The organism is Goodfellowiella coeruleoviolacea, from assembly GCF_024171785.1.
GTDB classification, from domain to species: Bacteria; Actinomycetota; Actinomycetes; order Mycobacteriales; family Pseudonocardiaceae; genus Goodfellowiella; species Goodfellowiella coeruleoviolacea.
Genome location: NZ_JAMTCK010000006.1, coordinates 239026 through 264303, shown reverse-complemented (window position 1 = coordinate 264303; position 25278 = coordinate 239026). Strand labels below are relative to the sequence as shown.

The 25278-nt window shown below is 72.5% G+C and carries 24 protein-coding genes and 1 pseudogene; 10 read left to right on the top strand and 15 right to left on the bottom strand.

The window, feature by feature from the left end:
- Positions 1–14: 14 nt before the first annotated feature.
- Both LX83_RS15065 and LX83_RS15060 read right to left on the bottom strand, forming a co-directional pair.
- Positions 15–704: a response regulator gene (locus LX83_RS15065; protein ID WP_253771668.1), complete on the bottom strand. Its 690-nt coding sequence runs from the start codon at positions 702–704 to the stop codon at positions 15–17.
- Positions 701–2284, bottom strand: a complete 1584-nt coding sequence (locus tag LX83_RS15060; protein ID WP_253771666.1) for a sensor histidine kinase — start codon at positions 2282–2284, stop codon at positions 701–703. The genes LX83_RS15065 and LX83_RS15060 overlap by 4 nt, the downstream gene beginning before the upstream one ends.
- 241 nt (positions 2285–2525) lie before the next feature.
- Here LX83_RS15060 and LX83_RS15055 point away from each other — a divergent pair, with 241 nt between their 5' ends.
- From LX83_RS15055 to LX83_RS15045, 3 genes are read left to right on the top strand one after another with little or no spacing between them, the layout of a single operon-like run.
- Complete coding sequence (locus tag LX83_RS15055; protein ID WP_253771664.1) at positions 2526–3512, top strand: Bug family tripartite tricarboxylate transporter substrate binding protein; 987 nt, start codon at positions 2526–2528, stop codon at positions 3510–3512.
- Positions 3509–4108, top strand: coding sequence for a tripartite tricarboxylate transporter TctB family protein (locus LX83_RS15050; protein WP_253771662.1), 600 nt, complete (start codon positions 3509–3511; stop codon positions 4106–4108). The genes LX83_RS15055 and LX83_RS15050 overlap by 4 nt, the downstream gene beginning before the upstream one ends.
- A complete protein-coding gene (locus LX83_RS15045) occupies positions 4109–5704 on the top strand; it encodes a tripartite tricarboxylate transporter permease (protein WP_253771660.1) in 1596 nt (531 codons plus the stop codon).
- Positions 5705–5993: 289 nt separating this feature from the next.
- Here the strand turns inward: LX83_RS15045 and LX83_RS15040 are convergent, their stop codons facing one another.
- Together LX83_RS15040 and LX83_RS15035 are read right to left on the bottom strand one after the other, a co-directional pair.
- The gene (locus LX83_RS15040) at positions 5994–7766 is read right to left on the bottom strand and encodes a hydroxysqualene dehydroxylase (protein WP_253771658.1); all 1773 of its coding nucleotides are present in this window, start codon (positions 7764–7766) and stop codon (positions 5994–5996) included.
- A gap of 450 nt (positions 7767–8216) precedes the next feature.
- Entirely contained in the window at positions 8217–8402 is a 186-nt protein-coding gene (locus LX83_RS15035) for a DUF3073 domain-containing protein (protein ID WP_253771656.1), read from the bottom strand.
- A gap of 182 nt (positions 8403–8584) precedes the next feature.
- On the opposite strand from LX83_RS15035, the gene LX83_RS15030 reads away from it, so the two are divergent.
- Positions 8585–9478: a hypothetical protein gene (locus LX83_RS15030; RefSeq protein ID WP_253771654.1), complete on the top strand. Its 894-nt coding sequence runs from the start codon at positions 8585–8587 to the stop codon at positions 9476–9478.
- A gap of 317 nt (positions 9479–9795) precedes the next feature.
- Here the strand turns inward: LX83_RS15030 and LX83_RS15025 are convergent.
- The 4 genes and pseudogenes from LX83_RS15025 to LX83_RS15010 form a co-directional block, all read right to left on the bottom strand.
- Positions 9796–10344 (bottom strand): annotated as a pseudogene (locus tag LX83_RS15025) (RsiG family protein); the annotation flags it as partial.
- A gap of 107 nt (positions 10345–10451) precedes the next feature.
- Positions 10452–11330, bottom strand: coding sequence for a BKACE family enzyme (locus tag LX83_RS15020; protein ID WP_253771652.1), 879 nt, complete (start codon positions 11328–11330; stop codon positions 10452–10454).
- 104 nt (positions 11331–11434) lie between these two features.
- Positions 11435–12568: a CAF17-like 4Fe-4S cluster assembly/insertion protein YgfZ gene (gene ygfZ, locus LX83_RS15015; RefSeq protein ID WP_253772029.1), complete on the bottom strand. Its 1134-nt coding sequence runs from the start codon at positions 12566–12568 to the stop codon at positions 11435–11437.
- Between the two features lie 78 nt (positions 12569–12646).
- On the bottom strand, positions 12647–13072 hold the full coding sequence (locus tag LX83_RS15010; protein WP_253772027.1) for a Fur family transcriptional regulator: 426 nt from the start codon (positions 13070–13072) through the stop codon (positions 12647–12649).
- Positions 13073–13224: 152 nt separating this feature from the next.
- Here LX83_RS15010 and LX83_RS15005 point away from each other — a divergent pair, with 152 nt between their 5' ends.
- Positions 13225–14067, top strand: a complete 843-nt coding sequence (locus tag LX83_RS15005; protein WP_253771650.1) for an aminodeoxychorismate lyase — start codon at positions 13225–13227, stop codon at positions 14065–14067.
- A gap of 448 nt (positions 14068–14515) precedes the next feature.
- Here the strand turns inward: LX83_RS15005 and LX83_RS15000 are convergent, their stop codons facing one another.
- The 7 genes from LX83_RS15000 to LX83_RS14970 all read right to left on the bottom strand — a co-directional run bounded on the left by LX83_RS15000 (position 14516) and on the right by LX83_RS14970 (position 19907).
- Entirely contained in the window at positions 14516–15163 is a 648-nt protein-coding gene (locus tag LX83_RS15000; protein ID WP_253771647.1) for an FABP family protein, read from the bottom strand.
- Positions 15164–15580: 417 nt separating this feature from the next.
- Positions 15581–15886 (bottom strand): DUF1416 domain-containing protein, encoded by a 306-nt coding sequence (locus tag LX83_RS14995; protein WP_253771645.1) that lies wholly within the window; start codon positions 15884–15886, stop codon positions 15581–15583.
- Between the two features lie 87 nt (positions 15887–15973).
- Complete coding sequence (locus LX83_RS14990) at positions 15974–16819, bottom strand: sulfurtransferase (RefSeq protein ID WP_253771643.1); 846 nt, start codon at positions 16817–16819, stop codon at positions 15974–15976.
- A 90-nt stretch (positions 16820–16909) separates the two neighbouring features.
- Positions 16910–17341, bottom strand: coding sequence for a DUF4395 domain-containing protein (locus LX83_RS14985; protein WP_253771641.1), 432 nt, complete (start codon positions 17339–17341; stop codon positions 16910–16912).
- A 275-nt stretch (positions 17342–17616) separates the two neighbouring features.
- A complete protein-coding gene (locus LX83_RS14980) occupies positions 17617–18132 on the bottom strand; it encodes a TlpA family protein disulfide reductase (protein WP_253771639.1) in 516 nt (171 codons plus the stop codon).
- A 60-nt stretch (positions 18133–18192) separates the two neighbouring features.
- Entirely contained in the window at positions 18193–19050 is an 858-nt protein-coding gene (locus LX83_RS14975) for an LmeA family phospholipid-binding protein (RefSeq protein ID WP_253771637.1), read from the bottom strand.
- Complete coding sequence (locus tag LX83_RS14970) at positions 19047–19907, bottom strand: alpha/beta hydrolase family protein (protein ID WP_253771636.1); 861 nt, start codon at positions 19905–19907, stop codon at positions 19047–19049. Before LX83_RS14970 ends, LX83_RS14975 begins: the two co-directional genes overlap by 4 nt.
- Positions 19908–20087: 180 nt before the next feature.
- Here LX83_RS14970 and LX83_RS14965 point away from each other — a divergent pair, with 180 nt between their 5' ends.
- From LX83_RS14965 to pstA, 5 genes are all read left to right on the top strand, one after another.
- The gene (locus LX83_RS14965) at positions 20088–20846 is read left to right on the top strand and encodes a winged helix-turn-helix transcriptional regulator (RefSeq protein WP_253771634.1); all 759 of its coding nucleotides are present in this window, start codon (positions 20088–20090) and stop codon (positions 20844–20846) included.
- Between the two features lie 107 nt (positions 20847–20953).
- Positions 20954–21898 (top strand): mycothiol synthase, encoded by a 945-nt coding sequence (gene mshD / locus LX83_RS14960; protein WP_253771631.1) that lies wholly within the window; start codon positions 20954–20956, stop codon positions 21896–21898.
- Positions 21899–22116: 218 nt separating this feature from the next.
- On the top strand, positions 22117–23229 hold the full coding sequence (gene pstS, locus LX83_RS14955) for a phosphate ABC transporter substrate-binding protein PstS (protein ID WP_253771629.1): 1113 nt from the start codon (positions 22117–22119) through the stop codon (positions 23227–23229).
- Between the two features lie 38 nt (positions 23230–23267).
- Complete coding sequence (gene pstC / locus LX83_RS14950; protein WP_253771627.1) at positions 23268–24335, top strand: phosphate ABC transporter permease subunit PstC; 1068 nt, start codon at positions 23268–23270, stop codon at positions 24333–24335.
- Entirely contained in the window at positions 24332–25246 is a 915-nt protein-coding gene (gene pstA / locus LX83_RS14945; protein ID WP_253771625.1) for a phosphate ABC transporter permease PstA, read from the top strand. The genes pstC and pstA overlap by 4 nt, the downstream gene beginning before the upstream one ends.
- Positions 25247–25278 lie beyond the last annotated feature (32 nt).

Genomic DNA, 25278 nt, shown 5'->3' with positions numbered 1-25278 from the left:
GCCACCCACCCGGGTCAGCCGGCGTGCCAGCGGTAGCGGCGCTCCGGCCGGCCCGCGCCGCCGTAGCGCAGCCGCACGTCCGCCTTGCCGGTGGCCACGAAGTGCTCCAGGTAGCGGCGCGCGCTCACCCGGGACAGCTCGGTGGCGGCGGCGCACTCACTGGCCGACAGGTCGGCCGAGTCGGCGCCGGCGGTGCGTTCCCGCAGCACCCGCGCGACCAGGTCGGCGGTCTGCTCGGTCAGCCCCTTGGGCAGCGCGGCCGTGCCCCGGGGCCGCCCGCCGAACACCTGGTCCACGTCGGCCTGACCGGCGCTGGAGAGCCGGTCCAGCCGCTCGTGCAGGGCGGCGAAGTGCTGCAACTGGTCGTAGAGCGCGCCGTACTCGAACGGCTTGATCAGGTAGTGCAGCACGCCGCCGCGCATGGCCGCCCGAATGGTGTCCACGTCCCTGGCCGCGGTGATCACGATGACGTCCACGTCCCCGGACTCGCCGCCGCGCAGCCGGCGCAACACGGTCAGGCCGTCCACGTCCGGCAGGTAGATGTCCAGCAGCACCAGGTCCGGGCGCAGCTCGCGCACGGCGCGCAGCGCGTCGGTGCCGGTGTGCACGGTGCCCACGACCTCGAAGCCCGGCGTCTTGGCCACGTAGGCGCTGTGCACCTTGGCCACCATGAAGTCGTCGTCGACCACCAGCACCCTGATCACCTGCCCGCCTCCACGGCCAGCGGCAGCCGGGCGGTGAACACCGCGCCCCCGTCGTTGCGCACGTCCACCGAGCCGTGCCGGCGCACACACGTCTGCCTGGTCAGGGCGAGACCCAGACCCCGGGGGCCGCCGTGCTCGGCCGCCTTGGTGGTGAAGCCGTGCCGGAACACCTCCTCGACGATGTCCGGCGCCACCCCCGGCCCGGAGTCGCGGACCTCCACGCACACCGCGTCGTCGGTCTGCCGCACCGCCACCCGGATCCAGCCGTGCTGGCCGTCCCGGCCGGCCGGCACCAGCGCGTCCAGCGCGTTGTCCACCAGGTTGCCCACCACGGTGACCAGGTCGGCGGACAGCCGCTCGTCCACCTCGGCCAGCCGGCTGTCCTCGGCCAGCCGCAGGCCCACCCCGTGCTCGCTGGCCAGGCTGGCCTTGGCGATGAGCAGCGCGGCCACCGCCGGGTCGGCGATCTTCGCGCTGACCTCGGCGTGCCACTGGTCCTGGACGTGGCTGATCCGGTGCACGTAGCCGCGCACCTCGTCGAACTCGCCCAGCTCGATCAGGCCGGCGATGATGTGCAGCCGGTTGGTGAACTCGTGCGCCTGCGCGCGCAGCGTGTCCGTGGTGTTGCGGGTGTTGTCCAGTTCGTGGCGCAGCGCGATCAGCTCGGTGCGGTCGCGCAGCGTCACCACCGCGCCCAGCGCGCCGATCGGCATCCGGTTCATCACCAGCACCCGGCCCCGGCGCAGCACGATCTGGTTGTCGCCGGTCACCTGGCCGGTGAGCACGTCCACCAGCCGGTCGTTCAGGTCGAGGTCGCGCACGCCCCGGCCGACGCAGTCGTCCGGCAGGCTGAGCAGGGTGCGCGCCTGGTCGTTGACCAGGGTGATGCGGTGCTGCCGGTCCAGGCCGACCACGCCCTCCCGGATGCCGTGCAGCAGCGCCTCCCGGTGCTCGATCAGGCCGGTGATCTCGCTGGGCTCCAGGCCCAGCGTCTGCCGCTTGACCCGCCGGGCCAGCAGCACCGACCCGGCCACGCCCAGCACGGTGGCGATGCCCAGCAGCGCCAGTGCGTCCCCGGCCGAGCTGACCGCGCCCGCGAAGAACGTGGGCGCCTCCTTGCCGGCGGCCACCATGCCGATCACCCGGCCGTTGTCGCCGATCACCGGCACGTGCGCGGCGATCGAGCCGCCCAGCTCGTCCACCACGCCCACCCAGGTCCGGCCCCGGGTCACCGTGCTCTCGCCCAGCGGCAGGCGCTCGCCGATCTGGTCGGGGTCCGGCGAGGTCAGCACGGTGCGGTCGGGCAGCATGATCACCACGTAGCTGGCCCCGGACAGGCTGCGCGCGCTCTCGGCGAACGTGGGCAGCGCGTAGCGCTGGAGCGGGTCGGCCAGGCTGGCCCGCACGCCCGGGGTGGCGGCCACGTCCTCGGCCACCGACAGCATCTGCCGGCCCTGGGTGTCCCGGAAGCTGGTGTTGGACTGCACGACCATCACCAGCGCGACCGAGGCCAGCAGGGCGAACACGATCACCAGTTGCCAGCCGAGCAGCTGGCGGGCCAGCGACCCCCGACCGCCCACCACACACCTCCCCGCACCTCGTCCTGCCGCCGCCACCACCCGACCGGTGGGGCGCGCACCGCCGACCAGTGTGCGTCACGACCGGCCGAACCGGCGTACGCCCTGGTCAGCCTGGCCCATCACGCGGTGTGACCACAATGACCACAACGTTCGATACGCGCGCAACCGGGACAGCCGCTTAACGCGGAGGCAACATGACCCACCTCACGGTTCCCACTTCGACGGAGAGGCAGGAATCACAGTGCGGCTGCGGAACTGGCTCGCTGTGCTCGGCGCGTTGCTCGCCGTGCTCCTCGTGCCGCCCCTGGTCACCTCCGGCACCGGCACCGAGGACCAGGCGCAGATCGGCAACCTGCGCATCCTGGTGCCCAACCAGCCGGGCGGCGGCTACGACATCACCGCCCGAACCGCGGCCAAGGCCATGGACGACGCCAAGCTCACCAGCAACGTCGAGGTGTTCAACCTCCCCGGCGCTGGCGGCACGGTCGGGCTCGGCCGGATCGTCAGCGAACGCGGTGACGGCCGGCTGCTGATGTCCATGGGGCTTGGCGTGGTCGGCAGCGTCTACACCAACAAGTCCCCGTCCTCGCTGCAGGACACCACGCCGATCGCCAAGCTGATCGAGGAACCCGACATCGTGGTGGTGGCCAAGGACTCGCCCTACCAGTCGCTGGGCCAGCTGGTGGAGGCGTGGAAGGCCAACCCCGGCGCGGTGCCGGTGGGCGGCGGCTCCTCCCCGGGTGGCCCCGACCACCTCGCGCCCATGCTGATGGCCAAGGCCGTCGGGCTGGCGCCGAAGAGCGTGAACTACGTGCCCTACGACGGTGGCGGCGAGCTGCTGGCCGCCGTGCTCGGCGGCAAGGTCGCCTTCGGCGTGTCCGGCATCGGCGAGTACCGCGACCAGATCCAGGCCGGTGAACTGCGGGTGCTGGCCGCGACCAGCGCCAACCGGATCGAGGGTGTGGACGCGCCCACCCTGTCCGAGGCCGGCGTGGACGTGAAGTTCAGCAACTGGCGCGGCATCGTCGCCCCGCCCGGGCTCACCCCGGCGGAGCGGGACCGGCTGGTCAAGCTGATCGCCGACCTGCACGACAGCGCGCAGTGGAAGGAGGCGCTCGCCAAGAACGGGTGGAGCGACGCGTTCGCCGGCGGCGACGAGTTCGCGTCCTTCCTGAGCGCCGAGAACGACCGGGTGGCCTCGGTCCTGTCCGATCTGGGGTTGGCATGAGCACGAACACGAGCGGCACGAGCGGGACCACACCGACCGACCCGGGCACCGAGCCGGGCACCGGCGTGAGCGCCGACACCCCGGCGGCGGCCGGCGGCGGGCCGCCGCGGTGGCTGCGCGGCCGGTCCGAGCTGGGCGTGTGCGTGCTGCTGTTCGGCCTGGGCCTGCTGGTCCTGTTCGACGCGATCACCATCCACACCGACTTCGCCCAGCGCGGCCCGGTCGGCCCGCAGGCCGTGCCGGTCCTGGTCGGCGGCCTGCTGCTGGTCGTGTCGCTGCTGCTGGCCCGCGACGTGCTGCGGGGCGGTCACGGCGAGATCGAGGGCGGCGAGGACATCGACCTGAGCGAACCCAGCGACTGGCGCACGGTGCTGCTGCTGGCCGGGGCGTTCCTGGCCAACGCCGCGCTGATCGGCGTGGTGGGCTTCCCGCTGTCCGGCGCGATCCTGTTCTGGGGCGCCGCCTACGCCCTGGGCAGCCGCAACTACGTGCGCGACCCGCTGGTCGCCGCCGGCCTGTCGATCCTGACCTTCCTGGTGTTCAACAACCTGCTCGGGGTGAGCCTGCCCGGCGGTCCGCTGATGGGAGTGCTGTAAGTGGATACCCTCAACCTGCTCTGGGAGGGCTTCGGCACCGCGCTCACCCCGGCGAACCTGCTCTACGCGGCCATCGGCGTGCTGCTCGGCACCGCCATCGGCGTGCTGCCCGGCATCGGCCCGGCCATGGCCGTGGCCCTGCTGCTGCCCGTCACCTACGCGCTCGCCCCGACCAGCGCGTTCATCATGTTCGCCGGCATCTACTACGGCGGCATGTTCGGTGGGTCCACCACGTCGATCCTGCTGAACACGCCGGGGGAGACCGCGGCGGTGGTCACCGCCATCGAGGGCAACCCCATGGCCCGCAAGGGGCGGGGCGCGCAGGCGCTGGCCGCCGCGGCCATCGGCCACTTCGTCGGCGGGCTCATCGGCACCATCCTGCTGGTGGTGCTCGCGCCCACGGTGGCCAGCCTGGCCGTGGACATCGGCGCCCCCGACTACTTCGCCATCATGGTGCTGGCGTTCATCGCGGTGACCTCGGTGCTGGGCAAGTCCCGGGTGCGCGGGTTCGCGTCGCTGCTGATCGGGTTGACCATCGGCCTGATCGGCCTGGACGAGATGACCGGCCAGCAGCGGCTCACCTTCGGCTCGCTGCACCTGGCCGACGGCATCGACGTGGTGATCGTGGCGGTCGGCCTGTTCGCCGTGGGCGAGTCCCTGTGGGTGGCCGCGCACCTGCGGCACGGCCAGACCAAGCCGATCCCGGTGGGCCGGCCCTGGCTGGGCCGCGAGGACCTGCGGCGGGCGTGGAAGCCGTGGCTGCGCGGGCCGCTGATCGGGTTCCCGTTCGGGGCGATCCCGGCGGGCGGCGCGGAGATCCCCACCTTCCTGTCGTACGTGACGGAGAAGCGGCTGTCCAAGCACCGCCAGGAGTTCGGCAAGGGCGCGATCGAGGGCGTGGCCGGCCCGGAGGCCACGGCCAGCGCGTCGGCCGCCGGCACCCTGGTGTCCATGCTGACCCTGGGCCTGCCAACCACGGCGGTGGCCGCGGTGATGCTGGCCGCGTTCCAGCAGTACGGCATCCAGCCCGGTCCGCTGCTGTTCGAGCGGGAGCCGGGCCTGGTGTGGGGCCTGATCGCCAGCCTGTTCGTGGGCACGGTGCTGCTGCTGGTGTTGAACCTGCCGCTGGCGCCGGTGTGGGCGCGGCTGCTGCGGATCCCCCGGCCCTACCTGTACGCGGGCATCCTGTTCTTCGCCAGCGTGGGCGCGTACGCGGTGAGCGGTCAGGTGCTGGACCTGCTGCTGCTGTTCGTGATCGGGCTGCTCGGGTTCGCCATGCGGCGGTTCGGGCTGCCGGTGCTGCCGGCGATCATCGCGGTGATCCTGGGCCCCGCGGCCGAGCAGCAGATGCGGCGGGCGCTGCAGCTCAGCGACGGCTCGCTGACCGGGCTGGTGAACACGCCGTTCTCCATCGCGGTGTACGTGGTGGTGCTGGCGCTGCTGCTGTGGCCGGTGCTGCGCCGCCTGCTGCCCGGCCGCCCCGGCGCCACCGCCCCCGCGGCTGGCGACACCGACCCGGCCGGCACCGACCCGGCCGGCACCGACCGGTCCGGCAGCATCGACGAGGAGCGGACCAGGGAGAACGCCAGCCGGTGACCCGGTTTCGGCCCCACCCACCGACCAGAAGTGACCTGAGTCACATTCTGTCCGGGTGGGAACACCGCGCGCCGGACCCGCGTTGAACAGCTCGGTCGGTGCGGTCCGTGTCCCCCGGGCCTCATTCAACGCCTTCGCGGAATACCGTTCGGCTGGAGCCGCGTCGTGCCACTCGCCGAGAGGCGACCGCCGCATCGGCCGCCAACGTCCTGGCCGGCTCCCCCAGCACGGGGGAGCCGGCCAGTTCACTTCCCGGGGTAGGTCTGCTGGACGGTCCGGTGCCCCCGGCTCACGCCGGCACCGGGTCGAACACGTTGGGCAGCCCCAGCCGGTAGTTGACCTCGTCCTCGGCGCGCAGCGGCGCGAACTCCGGCGCCTGGTACAGCGTGCGCACCTGGCAGCGCGGCGCGGTCGACCCGGCCGCGTCCAGGATGCCGTTCACCGCCGCCCTGGCCGCCTCGTTCGCGCCCTCCATGGTGGCCAGGTCCACGTCCGTGCGCACGTAGTCGGCGGCCAGGAAGAGGTTGGGTATCGCGGTCACCGCGGCCGGCCGCCTCGTCCAGGTGCCCACCGGGTGCACCAGCAGCGGGTCGTCGTTGTGCGGGTCCGGCCCGCCAAGGCCGGTCACCCCCGGATCCAGGAACCAGCTGTGCAGCGCGTCGTCCGGCAGCACGGGCTCGCCGGTGTCCTCCAGTGCGGCCTTCAGCTGCGCCCACACCTCGCCGCGGATCTCCTCGGGGGTGCACTCCAGCGCCGGCTTGCCGAACAGCACGCCCGGCGCCGTCCAGTTCGAGATGATCACCGAGAGGCAGTCCCGCACCGACCCGTCACCGAAGTCGCGGGCGAAGTCGTGGCGCGGCCAGAACTGGGCCTGGCCGATCGAGGTCAGCGCCCACGGCGAGTCCACGTGCACGGCGTGGCCTCGGGTGACCGGCGTGGGCTGGCGCAGGTAGAACTGCAGGCCCACCATCCACTCGGTGCGCAGCTCGCGCGCCCGGGCCAGCGCGGGGTCGGCGGCGAGCAGGTCGGCGTTCCACAGCGGCACCGCCCGCTCGATCGGCACCGCGCACACGAACCAGTCGGCGTTGATCCGCTGCTGGCCGCCGTGCTCGTCGGTGGCCGTGGCCGCGGCGATCCGGCCGGCCGAGTAGTCCAGCCCGGTGACCGTCCAGCCGACCCGCAAGCGCACCCCCAGGTCGGTCAGGTGGCGCACCCACGGGTCGATCCACACCTCGTTGGTGGGGCCGTTGAGCAGCCGGTCCACCGCGCCGTAGTCGTCCCGGCCCAGCGCGGTGAACAGGAACGCCTCCAGGATCCGGCCCACCGTGTGCGTGCTGGCCGTCTCCGCGCGCATGGCGGTCAGGTTGCGGGTCAGCCCGATGGCCAGCAGCCGCTGGTAGTCCTCGGACATCCGCTCCGCCTGGACGAAGTCCCACCAGCTGGTCTGCTCCCACTGGCCGAGCCGGCGGGCGTCGCAGCTGGTCAGGTACACCAGCACCCGGTTGGCGAAGAACGCCGCCTCGGGGGCGGGCAGGTGCAGCGCGGTCTCCAGCAGCCCCCGCACCAGCTTCACCAGCGTGTCCGGGTCGAGCACGGCCGGCGGGTCCAGGCGCACCGGCAGCGGCAGGTCGGCCCGGCCGCCGGTGCGGGTGATCAGCTCGGTGTCGGCGGCCACCAGGTTGTCGAACACGCCGTTGGCGTTGCCGGGGAACGGAATCCGCCGCAGGGTGTCCGGCAGGTTGAGGTAGAAGCCGGGGAAGAACCGGAAGCCGTGCTCGCCGGGCAGGTCCTGGCGTCCGCCCTGGCCGGTGCCGGGAACCGGCATGCTGCGGGCCTTGCCGCCCAGCGCGCGCCGCTCGTACACGGTCACCTGGAAGCCCCGCTCGGCCAGCTCGTGCGCGGCGGACAGCCCGGCCACGCCACCGCCCAGCACGGCCACCTCGGTGCCGCCGGCCGGCGATCGGGGTGCCGCCGAGGCCGGGGCCGCCGCCCGGATCAGCCCGGTTGTCACGGCCAGGCCGGCGGGAACGGTGAGGAACGTGCGGCGCGACAGCTTGCTCATGGTCACTCCACGGCTGTGGGTGTTCCGCTCGGCAAGCTGGATCGTACGGAGAGGAAGCCGATTTCAGACACGCAGCGTGCAAACACCACGCGATCTGGTGACTCCACGTGTCGAGTGTGCTCGGTGGGTCAACCCCGCGCCCCGCACCGCGATACCGGTGCCGGTGCCGGTGCCGGTGTCACCCCGGAGGGCGCGGTCGGCGGTCACCCACCGATCCGCGCCCGGCCGGGCGTCGGCGGACCCCGCCGACTCGTGCTCGTAGGTCGACCTCGTGCTCACCAGTAGAGAGCTACTCAGCGACCCGTGTGTGGCGGATACGCACCGCCGCTGAACGCGAGGTCACGTCCGACATCGCCCCGGGTGCTTCCCAGCGGCCGTGGCGCGGTACCGCGGTGGGCTGAGCCACCCCGGATGCCCCGGGACACCCCAACCCGCGCGGTCAGACGTGCGTCAGCGGTGGTAGTCGTCGTACCCGTCGTCATACGGGTCATCGTGTCGGTCATCGTCCTGCCGACCGACAACGGACTTGGCACCCGACAGCTCGCGCTGGAGGGCCTCCCAGTCCGTGTGAGGAGTTCTGTACTTGAGCTCTCGGGCCACCTTCGCCTGCTTGGCCTTCGCTCGGCCGCGCCCCATGGCTCGACCCCCTCGCACAGGGACGGGGCGGCCGGGGGAACGGCGGCCCCGCTCGTCTCGACAACTGATTCCTAGTAACTACCGTACCGTGCCGATGGGGTTCCTCGCGACGCGGCATCCGGTGGGACCGGGTGATTACCACCGCTTGGTGTCACCGACCTGGCCCATGCGACCATGGAGCCGTGCCTCGACCGTTCGTCGCCTACCTCAGGGTGTACGAACCGTTGTCCTCGTTTGACGAACCGTTCGCCGAACGGGTGCGCCAGGCGGTACGACGGGGACCGCTGAACCGGTCCGAGGCCAGCGAGCGGGAACGCGAACTGTGGCTGCGCTCACAGGTGGCCACGCCCGTGCGGCTGCTGCCCGGTGAGGACGCCGACGGCGCCGCCGAGGACAACGCCCCCGTGGACGTCCTGGTGCTGGACCCGGCCGAGGTGCCGACCAACCCGGCCGCCTCGGTCGGCCCCGGCCCGCTGATCTGCCCACTGGACCTGCGCGCCCGCTCGGCCGCGGCCCTGGTCGGCTTCCTGGCCACCGCGTCGGCGCCACTGCGGGCGGCGGCCCTGCCGCTCGGCCCGGACGCGGTGCGCGCCAGGGCCACCTCGGTCATGGCGGAGCTGCCGAGCAGCGCCGTGCACGTGATCTCCACGACCTGGACCGTGCCGCTGCCGTGGTTCTCCCTGGTCGACCCGGACAGCCGGCACGTGGTGCTGGCGCCGCGCGACGACCCGGAACGGCAGGTGTGCTGGCGGATCGCCATGGCCGACGCGCGCCGCCGACTGGCCAGGGCGCTGGCCGTGGTGCGCACCACCATCGGCGAGGACGGCCCGGCCAAGGTGCTGCAGGACACCGGCCGGTGGCTGGAGCACTTCCACCCGCACTCGGCCGTGGAACTCGACTACGGCGGCCTGGTCCAGCTGATCGGCGACACCGAACTGGTCGAGGACACCTCGGCCCAGGACGTGCACGCGATCCTGACCGGACTGGAGTCGGGCAACGCCGAGGAGGTCGCCGGCCGCTACGAGCGGCTGCGCGAGTTCTGGGGCGAACTGGCCTTCCGCGAGCGGCACGGCTGACCGCGCGCATCACCGGAACGTGTGACTCCCGATCCGGTGACGACCCCGGGCCGGTCGGGCCAACCGAGCTGAAAAAGGGCCGACCTGACCGGCCGGCCGGGCCGACTGGACCAACTGATCCGGCCGACCCGGGTGGGCCGGCTGGGCCGGGTGGGCCGACTCAGTCAGCCGGCCGCGCCACCGCTGCCCGCGCCACCGCCGTCGGACCGGGGCTCCGGCGGGCCGCCCGCGACGGTGCCGCCGCCGGTGACGGTGCCGCCGTCCGTGACGTCGCCGCCGTCCGAGGCGCCCTCGACGACGCCACCCGAGGACGGCTGGCGCGCGGCCGACAACAGGTCGTCCACGGACGCCTGCCCCGCCTGGTAGCGGCTGCCGATCTCGGCGTTGAGCCGGTCGACCACCGCCTGCACCTCCCGGCGCCGCTGGGACACCGACGCCTCCTCGGCCACGAACGCGGCCAGTGCCGTGGCCAGCTCCTGATCGGTCAGCGAGGCGACGTTGGACAGGTCCACGTCGGACACCAGCGCCTCCACGTGCCGGCGGTGCGCCTCGGCCCGCGACGGCTGCAGCGTCTGGTACCGGCCCGAACCAGTGGCCGGGCCCACCGCGTTCACCGACAGGATCGTCACCAGCTGGTCCACCACGGACGCGGACCCGCCGTCGGACCGGCGCTGCTGCTCGGCCCGCACGATGTCGATCCGGGCGTGCAGCAGCCGCCGCAGGTAGGACAGGTCGGTCTCCTCCTGGGCCGCTTCGTCCCGCAGCGCGCGCACGTCAGCCAGCGGCCGCTGCTCGACGCCGGTCGTGTAGTCCGGCGCGAGCACCCGGTCGATGCGACGGCGCCCGCCCGGGCGCACCTCGATCACATGACCATCCTGAGGTACATCCGGTCCCGCCGCCACCACTTGCCTGCCTCTCCCGCTGTACCGAGCCAGTGCTGTCCACCGGCGATTACCCGAACAGACGACCCCGACTAGGCCACTGGCTCGGGGCGCGCTGCCCCGAGCAGCGCCCGCACCTCGTCGGCCGACAGCGGCGGCCGCTGCGCGATGCGCGCCAGCCCGGCCGCCCTGGCCACCAGTTGCGCGTTGTCCCGCACCGGCTCGCCCTTGGCGTAGGAGAGCGTGTCCTCCATGCCCACCCGCAGGTGGCCGCCGGCGGACAGGGCCGCCAGCATCACCGGCAGCGAGGTCCGGCCGATGCCGGTCGCCGAGAACGACGCGCCCTCCGGCAGCAGCCGCAGCGCCGCCACCAGGGTCTGCACGTCCCCGGGCATCCCGCCAGGCACACCCATCACCAGGTCCACGTGCACGTGCCCGCCGGCCGGCAGGCCGTGCTTGTCCAGCAGCCGGTGCAGCGAGGCCAGCTGACCCAGGTCGAAGATCTCGTACTCGGGCACGATGCCCCGGTCCCGCATGCGCTGGTGCAGCTCGACGATGAACTCCCAGCGGTTCATGAACACGTCGTCACCGAAGTTGACCGTGCCCATGGTGCAGGACGCCGAGTCCGGCAGGGCGTCCAGCACGCGCAGCCGGTCCGACTCCGGGTCGGTGACCGCCCCACCCGTGGACAACTGCACCACCAGGTTGGTCTCGGCCCGCAGCGCCGCCACCGTCTCGGTCAGCAGCCCCAGGTCCAGGGTGGGTTGGGCGGCCGCGTCCCGGATGTGCACGTGGATCATGCCCGCGCCGACCCGCTCGCAGTCCTGGGCCGTGCTGACCAGCTCGGCCAGGGTGACCGGCAGGTTGGGCACGTCGGACTTGCGGTGCTCGGCCCCGGTCGGGGCGACGGTGATCAGGGTTCCTGAACTGCGCGGGCCCACCGGGCCGGACGGAGACGTGGGCGAGGACATGGCCGCGATCCTGGCACGAGCGTGCCGTTTCGCGCGACCACCCGAATGCCCCAGCCCACCGCCCCGGGTCCGGCCGCCGGCTGGTCCACGCTGGTCAGCGCCGGTCAGCCACGCAGCTGCCGAACGGCCTCCCGACCGGGAGCCACCCCTTCCGGGGGAATCGAGTCCGGGTCCACGGCCGCCTGCACCGCCCGGTCGTCCACCCCGGCCACCAGCTCCACGTCCACCGGCGCGGACCGCTTGAGCAGCGCCAGCGCCACCGTGCCCAACTCGTGGTGGCGGACCACCGTGCCGACCCGGCCGACGACCTTCTCGCCGAGCAGCACCGGGTCCCCGGTCTCCGGCTGCACCTCGGCCGAGCCGTCCAGGTGCAGCAGCACCATCCGGCGCGGCGGCCGGCCCACGTTGTGCACCTTGGCCACGGTCTCCTGCCCCCGGTAGCACCCCTTGTTCAGGTGCACCGCCGGGCCGATCAGGTTCACCTCGTGCGGGATGGTCCGCTCGTCGGTGTCCACGCCCAGCCTCGGCCGCAGCGCCTCCACCCGCAGCGCCTCGAACGCCCAGCTGCCCGCCGGCCGCGCGCCGGCCTCGGTCAGCGCCCGCCAGGTGGCGAGCAGCTCACCCCGGGGCACCAGCAGGTCGACCGCGTGCTCGCCCGGCCAGTCCACCCGCCGGGCGAGGCCGCCCCCGGCCCGGGCCGCCACCCCGTGCGGGGCGGCCGGCACCGGCCAGCCGGCCCGCTCCAGCGTCCGGTCGGTGTCCGGGCCCACCAGGGACAGCACCGCCAGTTCCGCGGTGGCGTCCCTCGGCTCCACCTGGGACCAGAACCGCATCGAGTCCAGGTAGGACAGCAGCGCGCCGGCCGTGCCCGGCTCCACGTCCAGCCACACCACCTCGTCCGCACTGGCCACCGCCAGGTGGTGCTCGATCCGCCCCTGGGCGTCCAGCACCAGGGCCTCGCTGCCCCGTCCCACACCGAGCCCGGTGAAGTCCTGGCTGGTCAGCGAGTGCAGCCAGGAGAACCGGTCGGCGCCGGGCACGGCCAGCACCCCCCGGTTGGACCGGTCGAACACGGCCACCGACCGGGCCGCGGCCCGCTGCTCGGCGAACGGGTCGCCGAAGTGCCACGGCACGCCCGCGTCCACGGCCGGCCGGTCGGCCGAGGCGTCCGGCGGCGGCACCGCGCCCGGCAGGCTGAGGGTGGGGGAGGTGGAGGGGGAGGCCGCCGCCTCGGTCACCGCCGCTGTCCCGGTCGGCTCGGCTGGGTCGACCGGATCGGTCGCTGGGTTGCGCACTGTGGTCCGCTCCTCACGGGGTCATCGCGCCGCGTCCGCACTGCTCCCTGGCCGGGGGTCGGAAACGTCCTCCCGGGGCGGGGAGCAGGCCCGGCAGGTGCCGGACAGCGCGAGGTGGCTCGCGTCCAACTGGAACCCCCGGCGCGTCCGCAGTGTTCCGGCCAGGCCGTCCAACAGCTCGCACGGCACCTCGTCCACCCGGCCGCAGCGGTGGCAGACCAGGTGCACGTGCTCGTGGTCGTCCACCGAGTAGGTGGGCGCGCCGTGCCCCAGGTGGGTGTGCCGGACCAGGCCGAGGCGCTCCAGCAGGTCCAGGGTGCGGTAGATGGTGGTGATGTTCACCGTGGGGGCGGTGCGCTGGACGTACTGGCACACCTGTTCCGGGGTGGAGTGCTGGAGTTCCCGGACCGCGTCGAGCACCAGTTGGCGCTGCGGCGTCATCCGCATGCCGCGCTCGTGCAGGGTCCTGCGCAGTCCGGCGCGCTCCTCCGGCGCCTCGTCCAGCCGGTTCTCACCCACGGTTCCCACCCCTTCGATCGTAGGCGCCCTGTCACCCCGCCGAGGGGCTGTCCGCCCGGGCCCGTGAGTACCCTCGCCGCATGCGCGTTCTCGCTCTGCTCGATGGAACCCTGGCCGATCCGGACAGTCCGCTGCTGCGGGTCGACGACCTCGGACTGATGCGCGGTGACGGGGTCTTCGAGACGATCCTGGTGGTCAACGGGTGGCCCAGGGAGGTGGATGCCCACCTCGACCGGCTGTCCAGGTCGGCGGCCATGCTCGACCTGCCCGAGCCGGACCACGCGGCGTGGCGGCAGGCCATCCAGGTCGTGCTGGACAACTGGACGGGCGGCGACGAATTCGCGCTGAAGCTCGTCCTCACCCGGGGTGTGGAGGGCGGTGACGGCACGCCCACCGCGTTCGCCCTGGGCATGGACATCGGCGAGAAGGTGCTGCGCCAGCGCGTCGAGGGCATCGCCGCGATCACCCTGGAACGGGGTATCGAACCCGGTCTGGCCGAGCGGGCGCCGTGGCTGCTGCTGGGCGCGAAGTCGCTGTCGTACGCGGTGAACATGGCGGCGCTGCGCGAGGCGGAGCGCCGCGGCGCGGCCGAGGTCGTGTTCACCACCTCGGACGGCCTGGTGCTGGAGGGCCCCACGTCCACGGTGGTCGCGGTGACCGAGGGAACCCTGCGCACCCCGCCGGCGACCCTGGGCATCCTGCCCGGCACCACCCAGGCCGCGCTGTTCCGCGGCGCCGAACGCGCCGGCTGGGTCACCAAGGTGGAGCCGCTGCGCGTGGCCGACCTGCGCGCGGCCGACGGCGTGTTCCTGGTCTCCAGCGTCCGCAAGATCACCCGGGTGCACACCCTGGACGGCGAGCCGCTGACCGACGCCACCGCCCTGCACACCGAGCTGAACGCCTTCTACGAGTCGGAGTACTGAGCCGCTGGTGCGGTGAGTGCGAGCGCCTGCCCCGGTCGACCCCGGGGTGGGCGCGCACAACCGTCCCGCGCGATCACTCCCCGTCGGCGCACGCCACCCACAGGGGTGAAGCGGGGTGCGCACCGCGCCGACACCCCACACCCCCGCCCTCCCAGGGGGGCGACCCCGGGTCCAGCCTATCCACCCCACCACCGCCCGGCGATCAGCGCGGCGCGGGCTGTGGACAACCGCGGGACCTGTGCACAACTGCCGCCCCGATCGGCTGATCGTGCCGGCGTCACGCGTGAACCGGGATACACTCCGCCGCCCCGCTCGCCCGGCCGCATCCGTCCGGCGGCTCCGGCGCGTCCCGGTGTCAGCTCACCCGAGGTCAAGCTCACCCGAGGTCAAGCTCACCCGAGGTCAAGCTCACCCGAGGTCAACTCGCCCGGCGTCAGCTCGCCCGGCGTCAGCCCACCACGCGGCGCAGGCGGGCCGAGGTGTGCGGCTGCATGGACTGGCCGACCATGGCGCGTTCCTCCACGTAGGCCAGGTCGCCGCCGTCGACCAGGCCGTACAGCCGCTGGGCCGCGTTGACCTCCTTGGCCGTGGCCGTACGCATCACGATGTCGGTGGCCAGCTCCCACGACGTCTGGCTGCGCGGCCGGCCGTAGAAGATCTCCACGATGCCGGTGGCGTGGGTCAGCAGCAGCTCGATGGTGTCGTCCTCCTGCGGACGCCACCAGCCGACCTCCCTGGCCGCCGGCCGGATCACCCCGCCGGACTCGTCCAGCAGCCACGACCGGGCCTCGTAGTACAGGAACGGCCGCCCGTCGTGGGCGAAGGTGATCTGCTGGCCGTAGCGGTAGTCGCGGTCCAGGGACGGGTAGGTGACCTCACCCTCGCCGCGCCACACGCCGACCAGGGGCAGCAGCGCCAGGCAGCGCTCGTGCAGTTCCGGACCCAGCCGGAGGTTGGCCGTGTCCGCGGGGATGGGCATGTCGTCGAACTGCGGCAGGTTGCGGGCACGGGTGTGCTCGGCGCGCTCGGCGGCGACCCGCAGGGCCTCGTCCCCACTGCCCGGCTCTGGCTTGGCGGTGTTGTTGGGCTCGCTCATGCTCGGCGTCTCGCGATCGGGAGGTGGTGGTCAGCAGCGCCAGTCGGGCAACGGCGACTGGTCAGCGCTGGTCGCTGTAGAGCCGGTAGAGAACGTAACCGGCGAACCAGACCACGCCGATCACGACGACGATCATCAGGGTCGTAAAGACGTACTCAGCGAAGTGCTCCACCCGCTGAGGATAACCGGCCACCCAGCCCGCCGCGCCGACGGCGGGACGAGCGTTGGATCACGCCGTGGCCGCCCCGACACCGGCCGGGAACAGCGGCCGGAACAGCGGTCAGGACAGCGGTCGGGGCCTGGGCGTGCCACTCGCCCAGGCCCCGCGACCAAGCCGACGCCGGCCGACGACGGCCGACGCCGACCGCGGCCGAGGTGGTGCTGATCGGGCCACGGCCACCTCGACGCGGGTGGCGGTCAGGCCACGGCCACCTCGACCGTGTGCAGTCCGGGCCCGGCCGCGGTGACCTCGGCCTGCCCGTTGCCCTGCCGGTGCAGCGCGCGCACGGTCCACCCGCCGGGTGCGGCGAAGAACCGGAAGTCACCCTCGGCCGAGGACACCACCTCGGCGGTGAACTCCCCGGACGAGTCGAGCAGCCGGACGAACGCGCCGCCCACCGGGGTTCCGCCGGCCAGCACCTTGCCGGCCAGCACGGTCTGCTCGTCCAGGTTCACGCCGGCCGGCAGGGGCACACCCTGCTCAGGCGCTCCGCATCCATCCATGCCTTCTCCTCGTTCCGGTCGTCGCCCGCCAGCGGCTGCCACCAGCGGCTGCCGCCCGCGGTGGGTCGCTGGTCCGTGCTGGTGTGGTCAGGACTCCTTGCCCGAGCCGAGTTCGACCGGCACGCCGACCAGCGAGCCGTACTCGGTCCACGAGCCGTCGTAGTTCTTCACGTCCTCGTAGCCGAGCAGCTCGTGCAGGGCGAACCAGGTGTGCGAGGAGCGCTCACCGATCCGGCAGTAGGCGATGGTGGACTTCCCCTCGTCCAGGCCGGCCTCCGCGTACAGCGCGCGCAGTTCCTCGTTGGACTTGAAGGTGCCGTCCTCGTTGGCCGCCTTGCTCCACGGCACGTTCACCGCGGACGGGATGTGCCCGGCCCGCTGCGCCGCCTCCTGCGGCAGGTGGGCCGGTGCCAGCAGCTTGCCGGCGAACTCGTCCGGGGAACGCACGTCCACCAGGTTCTTGGTGCCGATGGCGGCGACCACCTCGTCGCGGAACGCGCGGATCGAGGCGTCCTGCTCCTTGGCGGTGTAGCTGGTGGCGGCCCGCTCCACCGGCTCGGTGCTGAGCGGGCGGCCGTCCAGCTCCCACTTCTTGCGGCCGCCGTCGAGCAGCTTGACCTGGTCGTGCCCGTAGAGCTTGAAGTACCAGTAGGCGTAGGCGGCGAACCAGTTGTTGTTGCCGCCGTACAGGATCACGTTGTCGCCGTTGGCGATGCCCTTGGCCGACAGCAGCTTCTCGAAGCCGGCCCGGTCGACGAAGTCACGCCGCACCGGGTCCTGCAGCTCGTTCTTCCAGTCGATCTTCACCGCCCCGGGGATGTGGCCGGCGTCGTACGCGGTGGTGTCCTCGTCGACCTCGACGAACACCACCCCTGGCGTCTCCAGGTTCTGCTCGACCCACTCGGCCGAGACCAGTACGTTCTCACGGCTCATCAAGCGGCTCCTGTATCTCGTGGTTCTTCTTCTGTCTGCGATGGACGCTTCGTCGGTGACCGGCGCCCTGCTGCCCGGGCCGACCGGCGCTCACCTGCCCGGCGCTGGCGCGTACCTGCGGATCAGCAGGTACATCTGGCAGCCGAGGCACAGGCCGAACGCGGCGTTGAGAAACGCGGCGACCAGGGCACCGGCCGTGGCCACCATGCCGACCACGGGCAGACCGGCCGCGTAGCCGACCGTGCCGATCAGCGCGAACACGAAGCCGACACCCTGGGCGAAGCGCAGCGGCGCCGCCGGCTCGCGTTCGGTCGTCGGGCGCAGCCTGGGCTGCACCACGCGCCGGTAGACGTGTCCCCACGGGTTGAGCTTGAGGCTGATGAAGGCGCACATCGCGAACAGCACGGTCTGCGCGGCCAGTAACCGCCACCAGCCGGTCACCAGCACAACGGCGAGCACGGCGGTGGTGATCCAGGCGGAGAACCGCGGGCCTCGAGGATCAACGGGTGAGTCTGGCGACACGACGACCTCCTGACGTTGGACACTTCTCAAGTCCGTCAGGGGCGGCAGGTGGCGTGCCCGCGCGCGGGCGGGAAGAACTGCCGTGCGCGGCAGGGGCAGCCGGGTTACCGCCCGGTCAGCGCGTCGACCGACACAGGCTGCTGTCAACGCGGCACAGGTCAACCGCGCGGCGCTTGGTCAGCAACGTGTGCACACCGCGCAGACTACCGCCTCGACTGGGCCATCGGGAGGGTCGTCCAGTACGTGGAACAGGGCCGATCAGGTGAACGTGCGGGTCAGCTGGACGTCTCGGGCAGGTGCGGACGCAGGGCGTCGAGCAGGGCCTCCCGCCGGGGCACGCCGCTGAACCGCAGCAGTTCGACGCCGTGCCGGTCCAGCGCCAGGGTGGTCGGGGTGCGCAGCACGCCCAGGTCGGTGGCCACCTCGGGCCGGTTGGTGATGTCCAGGTCGACGTGGCGCAGGCCGGTGGTGCGCGCGGCCAGGTCGGCCAGCAGCACCCGGGTGTGCCGGCACGGCGCGCAGAACGTGGTGGACAGCTGCACCAGGGTGACCGGCTCGGCCTGGGGCGCCCCACCCGGCGCGATCGCCTCCCGCACGGCCGCGGGTAACCGCCGCGCCGCCGCTGGCGTCGTGCTGTCGCTGGACACGTCGTCCTCCCGTCTGTCCCGGTCGGCCGCGGCTCGGGTGCTGATCCGGCCGTCCCTGGCGCGCAGCAGCACACCCAGGGCGACGGCCAGGGCCAGCGCGGCCAGTAACACCCACGGGCCGGCGCCGCCGGCCGACCCGGTCATCGTCCGCCTCCACCGCGTCCGGTCATGACCCGCCCCCGCTCTCCCGGTGCCGCCCCGAGGTCACCTGGTGCTGCCGCCGTCCAGCGGGACGTTGGTGAGCGTGCCCTCGACCACCAGCGCGCCGCTCTCCGCCTTGATCGCGGTCGGGGTGATGTCGAAGGGCAGCACCCCGGGGTAGAGGTCCTCGAACTTCAACGCGTCCGAGGCGAGCTGCTGGAACTGCGGGAGCGCGCCCAGGGACGTGTCACCGAACTCGATCTCGGCCGGGATGATCTTCAGCCCGCCGTCGCGCAGCGACACCGTGGCGTAGGCGGTGAGCTTGTCCTGCCGGCCGGCGAACGAGACGGTCGCGGTCAGCTTGATCGTGGCCGTGCTGTTGTCCACCGGCGGGGCCGGCGTCTCGGGCGTCTCGGTGGTGGGGGCGGGGCGGTCGTCCGGGCCGATGGTGAAGTCGGTGATCGGCAGCTTCTCGTTGATCATCCGCGCGATGTCGCTGGCCTGGATCTTCACCCTGCCCTTGACCTCGTCGATCTTTCCGGCGCTGACGTCACCGGCGAGCAGGTCGGACAGCGGGATGCGGACGTGGTAGAGGTTCGCCTGCACCTCCACGTCGTGCAGCTCCTGCACGGACACGCCGTTGGCCTTGATCTCGATGTCCCGGTAGTCGCCGGACAGCGCCTGGGTGGTGAACGGGAAGCCGTTGATCCGCACCGACGGGTCGTCGCTGAGCTGGAGCTGGGTGCGCATCCGCTGGGCCACCTGGTACTCGGCCGCCGCGGCCAGCCCGAAGTCGGCCGCGACCAGCACACCGACCAGGATCACCAGCACGATGACCAGGGTGCGGCCCCGCCGCCGGGGCCGGCGGGCCGGGCGGTCCGCACTCGCCGGCCTGATCGGCCCGCTGGTCGGCGCTGTCATGAATCGTCCTCCCTCGCCCGGGTCGCACCGGGCACAGCCCGCTGCGACCGCCGGTCAACACCTGCCGGGCCGGCCGCGTTGACCACCCAGTCCGCTATCCGGTCTACCAGGTCCGGTGTCATGGCCGTCTCCGAATGCCGGGCGCCCGGCTCCAGCCACAGCTCGGCGCCGCCGCCGGCGGCGCGGTGCAGCGCGACCGCGTGGTCCGGCGGGAAGTAGTGGTCCTGCTCGCCGTGGACGAGCAGCAGCGGGGTCGGCGCGATCCGGTGCACCACCTCGATCGGGCTGGGCGGCACCTCGGCCCACGGCGCGCCCAGCCGCACGCCCAGCGCCCGCGCCACCGCCCGGCCGTGCGGCTGCTCCAGCAGCCAGTGCACCCGGCGCATGGCCGGTGTCTCCCGCACCCACCAGCGGGACGGGCTGCTCACCGCCACCACCGCGACCGGGCGCCGGCCGTCGGGTTGCCCGGTGTCCTCGGCGGGTCGAGGCTGGTGCAGTGCCGCGTGCCGCAACACCACCGAGGCGCCCAGGGAGAAGCCGATCGTGGCCACCCTCGGGTAGCCCAGCCGGTGCGCCAGCTCGATGGCGGCGGCCACGTCGTGCACCTCGTCCGCGCCGACCGTGGAGCGGCCGGCCGAGCGGCCGTGCCCGCGGAAGTCGAGCGCCACCACGGGAACGCGCCTGGCCAGCCGGGTCAGCACCCGGCGGACCGCGGGTTTGGCCACGTGGTTGGTGAAGCCGTGGCAGGCCACCAGGGCGAGGTCACCGCCGGTCCGCGTCCGCTCGGTCACCGCGCGTGACCGGCTCGTGGTGCCGTCCACGAGCACACCGCGCAGTCGCACGCCGTCGTGTGACATGCACGTAACACGGGTAACACTTGCTGAAACAGATGTGACGCTGACGTTGTGACCTGGGAATTTCAGGGTAAACACCGGTATTCTCCCGGACATCCGCAGGCAACGGGGCCCGGTCACGGTACGCCGTCGGCGCCGCCTCTGGGCGGTCGAGAGTCCGATGGAACGAGGAGGGACTCGAACATGGGCGTCGATCTTTTGTTGCTCACCAACGACCCTGAGCCAGAGGCCGTGCTGCCGGCGCTGTCCCTGCTTCCCCACGATGTGCGCGCGCTGCGCCCCGAGGTGTCCGCGCTGCTCGAAGCCGGTCCGCACGACGTGGTACTGGTCGACGCCCGGGTTGATCTCGCCGGCGCGCGCAGCCTGTGCCGGCTGCTGGACACCGGCGGCGTCGACGTGCCGGTGATCGCCGTGCTCACCGAGGGCGGCCTGGTCGCGGTCTCCGCCGACTGGGGCGTGGACGAGATCCTGCTGCCCACGGCCGGCCCGGCCGAGGTGGACGCGCGGCTGCGGCTGGTGCGCTCCCGGCGGGCCGCCGCCAACCAGGGCGGCGACGGCAGCCTGCAGCTGGGCGACCTGGTCATCGACGAGGCCACCTACACCGCGCGGCTGCGCGGCCGGCCGCTCGACCTCACCTACAAGGAGTTCGAGCTGCTCAAGTACCTGGCCCAGCACGCCGGCCGGGTGTTCACCCGGGCGCAGCTGCTCCAGGAGGTGTGGGGCTACGACTTCTTCGGCGGCACCCGCACGGTGGACGTGCACGTGCGGCGGCTGCGCGCCAAGCTCGGCCCCGAGCACGAGCAGATGATCGGCACGGTGCGCAACGTCGGCTACAAGTTCGTCCGGCCGCCCCGGCCCGGTGCCTTCCGGACCGTCGAGGACCTGCCCGTGTTCGCCGAGGACCAGCCCGCCGTGACCTTCGAGCTGCCCGCCAGGCGCTGACCACGCCGGTCCCGGAGGCAGGCCGGTGACCGCCCCGGCCCCGCACCGCTCCCACCCCAGCTCCACGCTGGGCCGCCCGGCCCAGCCCGCCGGGGTACGGTCGTGGCGTGTCCGAGCTGACCTGGTATGACGAGCTGCCCGCCGCCGACCGAGCGGCCGTGGTCGACCTGCTGTCCGAGACCGAGCGGGCGGACGGCGTCGCCCCGGTCGGTGAGCAGGGCCTGATCCGGTTGCGCACCGGCGCGGCGGACGCGGCCCACCTGCTGGCGGTGCACCAGGGCCGGCTGGCCGCCTACGCCCAACTGGACCGGGCCGGCGACAGCGCGGGCCGCCAGGTCGCCGAACTCGCGGTCCGGCCGGACCTGCGCCGCCAGGGCATTGGCGCCGCCCTGGTCACGGCGCTGACCGAGCGGGCCGGCGCGCGGCCGGCGCAGCCCGGGGCCGGCGAGAACGGTGACACCCTGCGGGTGTGGGCGCACGGCGACCACCCCGGCGCGGCCGGCCTGGCCCGGCGGTTCGGCTTCCGCCGGGTGCGGGAGCTGCGCCGGATGCGCAGGGACCTGGTCGGCGACCTGCCCGGGGCGCGGCTGCCCGAGGGCGTCCGGCTGCGCGCGTTCGTGCCCGGCCAGGACGAGGCCGCCGTGGTGGCCGTCAACCACCGGGCGTTCTCCTGGCACCCGGAGCAGGGCGCGATGAGCGAGGCGGACCTGCGCGAGCGCCAGCGGGAGACCTGGTTCGACCCGGCGGGCTTCCTGCTCGCCGTGGACGAGCAGGACCGGCTGCGCGGCTTCCACTGGACCAAGGTCCACCCGGCGCCGGCCGGCACCGCCGGGGACGGGGCCATGGGTGAGGTCTACGTGGTGGGGGTGGACCCGGACGCGCAGGGCGGGGGCCTGGGCACCGCGCTGACCCTCGCCGGCCTGCACCACCTGCGCGAGCAGGGCATCCGCCAGGTGATGTTGTACGTGGAGGCGGACAACGCGCCGGCGGTGCACGTCTACGAGCGGATGGGCTTCACCCTGTGGGACGCGGACGTGCAATACGCGCTGTGATGGCCGCCCCAGGGCGAATCATCACGCACAGCAAACATCCAGGTCACGACCGGGCCACGGGCTCACCCCACGGGCGGTGTGGATAGTCACTTTCCGTGTTCTGTTCACCCGGCGTTCATCTCTATACGGTCGCATGTCCACCCGGGCTGCCTAACTTTCGGTGGTGCGCGGCCTCTCCAGTCGCGAACACGGACGAAGACCCGAGTTGGAGGATCCAGGTGAACTTCAAGCGGCACGGCGCCGCCCTCGGCATCGTGGCGGCGGGCGCCCTCCTACTGGCTGGCTGCGGCGGCGACCCGACCCCGCCCGGTGGCAGCGCCAACTCGGCGTCGTCCTCGTCGACTCCGGTGGACTGCGGCGGCAAGAACCCGCTGTCCGCCGAGGGCTCCTCGGCCCAGAAGGGCGCCATCGACCTGTTCGCCCAGGCCTACGGCCAGAAGTGCGCGGGCGCGCAGGTGAACTACAACGCCTCCGGGTCCGGCAACGGCGTCAAGCAGTTCAACGGCGGCCAGGTCGACTTCGGCGGCTCGGACTCGGCGCTGAGCGCGGACAAGGGTGAGGTCAGCGCCGCGGCCGAGCGCTGCAAGGGCAACCCGGCGTGGAACCTGCCGATGGTGTTCGGCCCGATCGCCATCGCCTACAAGCTCGACGGCGTCAGCAACCTCGTGCTCAACGGCGAGACCACCGCCAAGATCTTCAACGGGTCCATCAAGAAGTGGAACGACCCGGCGATCAAGGCGCTGAACAGCGGCGCCAACCTGCCGGACAAGGACATCCAGGTCGTCTTCCGCTCGGACGAGTCCGGCACCACCGACAACTTCCAGAAGTACCTGGCCGCCGCGTCCAACGGCGCGTGGACCCAGGGCGCGGGCAAGTCCTTCCACGGCGGTGTCGGCAACGGCGCGGAGAAGTCCAACGGGGTCGCCTCCGCGGTCCAGGCGGTCGACGGCGGCATCACCTACGTGGAGTGGTCCTACGCCAAGAACATCTCCGTGGCCAAGCTGGACAACGGCTCCGGCGCGGTCGAGCTGACCAGCGACTCGGTCGGCAAGGCCATTGACAACGCCAAGGTCAAGGGCGAGGGCAACGACCTGGTGCTGGACCTGGACGCGCTCTACGCCAGCAACACCCCCGGCGCCTACCCGCTGATCCTGGCCACCTACGAGATCGTCTGCTCCAAGGGCTACGAGCCGGACACCGCCAAGGCGGTCAAGGCGTTCCTGACCGTGGCGGCCACCGACGGCCAGGCCCGGCTCGCCGACAAGGGCTACGCCCCGCTGCCCAAGGCGTTCCAGGACAAGCTGCTCACCGCCATCCAGGCCATCGCCTGAGCAGGGGTCGTCCTTCGCGACGCTGAACACCACACGCGATGAGTGAGTCCAGTGCGACACCCACGCCCGCCGGCGCCAGTGTTGATTCAGGCAACACGGGCGTCGGCGGGCGTGTGCCGTCCGCCGACACCACACCGGAGGGTCCGATTTCCGCGCAACCGGTAACCGGAAACAAGACCAAGGTCCGCCCGGGCGACCGGATATTCCGTGGTCTGACCACGGGCTCCGGTGTCCTCGTCGTCGTGCTGATCGGGCTGATCGGCCTGTTCCTGCTGGTGCAGGCCATTCCCTCGATCGGCCTCGACCAGGTCAACTTCCTGACCAGCAGGGAGTGGTCCACCAACGACCCGGCCAACCTCCGGTTCGGCATCCTGGACCTGCTGCTGGTCACCGTCGCCACCTCGGTGGTCGCCCTGGTGATCGCCATGCCGGTCTCCCTGGGCATCGCCCTGTTCCTCACCCAGTACGCGCCCCCGAAGCTGGCCCGCCCGTTCGCCTACGCGGTGGACCTGCTCGCGGCCGTGCCCTCGATCATCTTCGGCCTGTGGGGCCTGTACGTGCTGGCCCCGCAGCTGGCCCCGATCGCCAGCTGGCTCAACGACACGCTGGGCTTCATCCCGATCTTCGCCGACGGCAACGTCTCCTCGGAGATCGGCGGCACCATCTTCACCGCCGGCGTGGTGCTCGGCATCATGCTGCTGCCCATCATCACCTCCCTGACCAGGGAGGTCTTCCAGCGCACCCCGGTGGCCCAGATCGAGGGCGCGCTCGCCCTCGGCGCCACCCGCTGGGAGGTCATCAGGACCACGGTGCTGCCGTTCGGCAAGGCCGGCTACATCAGCGCGTCCATGCTCGGGCTCGGCCGGGCCCTCGGCGAGACCATCGCGCTGACCATCATCCTGCTCGCGCCGAGCACGACCTTCGGCGGCAGCATCTTCGACGGCGGCGCCACCTTCGCCTCCAAGATCGCCTCGGCGTCCTCGGAGTTCAACGACCCCCGGTCGGTCGGTGCCTACATCACCGCCGGCCTGGTGCTGTTCCTGCTGACCTTCCTGGTCAACTTCGCCGGCAGGGCGATCGTGTCCGGCAAGAAGGAGTACCGATGACCACGGCGACGCTCGACGTCAACCAGCCGGCGACGCCGCCAGCCTTCCAGCACCTGAGCACCGGGCGGCGGGTCAAGAACGGCATCGCCACCGCCCTGGTGTGGCTGGCCTTCCTGGTCGCGGTGATCCCGCTGGTGTGGGTGCTGGTCAGCGTGCTGGCCAGGGGCGCGCACATGGTGGCCAACGCCGACTGGTGGCAGCAGTCGCTGGGCGGCCTGCTCGGCGACGACGTGGGCGGCGGCGTCTACCACGCCATCTACGGCAGCCTGGTGCAGAGCCTGATGTGCGCGGTGATCGCCGTGCCCATCGGCCTGCTGGTCGCGATCTACCTGGTCGAGTACGGCCGGGGCCGACTGGCCAAGGCCACCACGTTCATGGTGGACATCCTCTCCGGCGTGCCGTCGATCGTGGCCGCGCTGTTCATCTACGCGATGTGGATCACCACGCTCGGCTTCAACCGCAGCGGGTTCGCGGTCTCCCTCGCCCTGGTGCTGCTGATGCTGCCCGTGGTGGTGCGCTCCAGCGAGGACATGCTCCGCCTGGTGCCCGACGAGCTGCGCGAGGCGTCCTACGCGCTGGGCATCCCCAAGTGGAAGACGATCGTCAAGATCGTCATCCCCACCGCGCTGTCCGGCATCCTCACCGGCATCATGCTGGCCCTGGCCAGGGTGATGGGCGAGACCGCGCCCGTGCTCGTCCTGGTCGGCTACAGCGGGTACATCAACTACGACCTGTTCAGCGGGGAGATGGCGTCGCTGCCGCTGCTGATGAACAGCGAGCGGGTGAGCAACCCGTCGCCGATCGGCACCGACCGGATCTGGGGCGCGGCACTGACCCTGGTCATCATCATCGCCCTGTTCAACCTGGCCGCCACCCTGCTGTCCCGGCTGGTCGCGCCCAAGAAGAAGTAGCCGAACCCATGCCAGCGAACGATCGAGTGAGC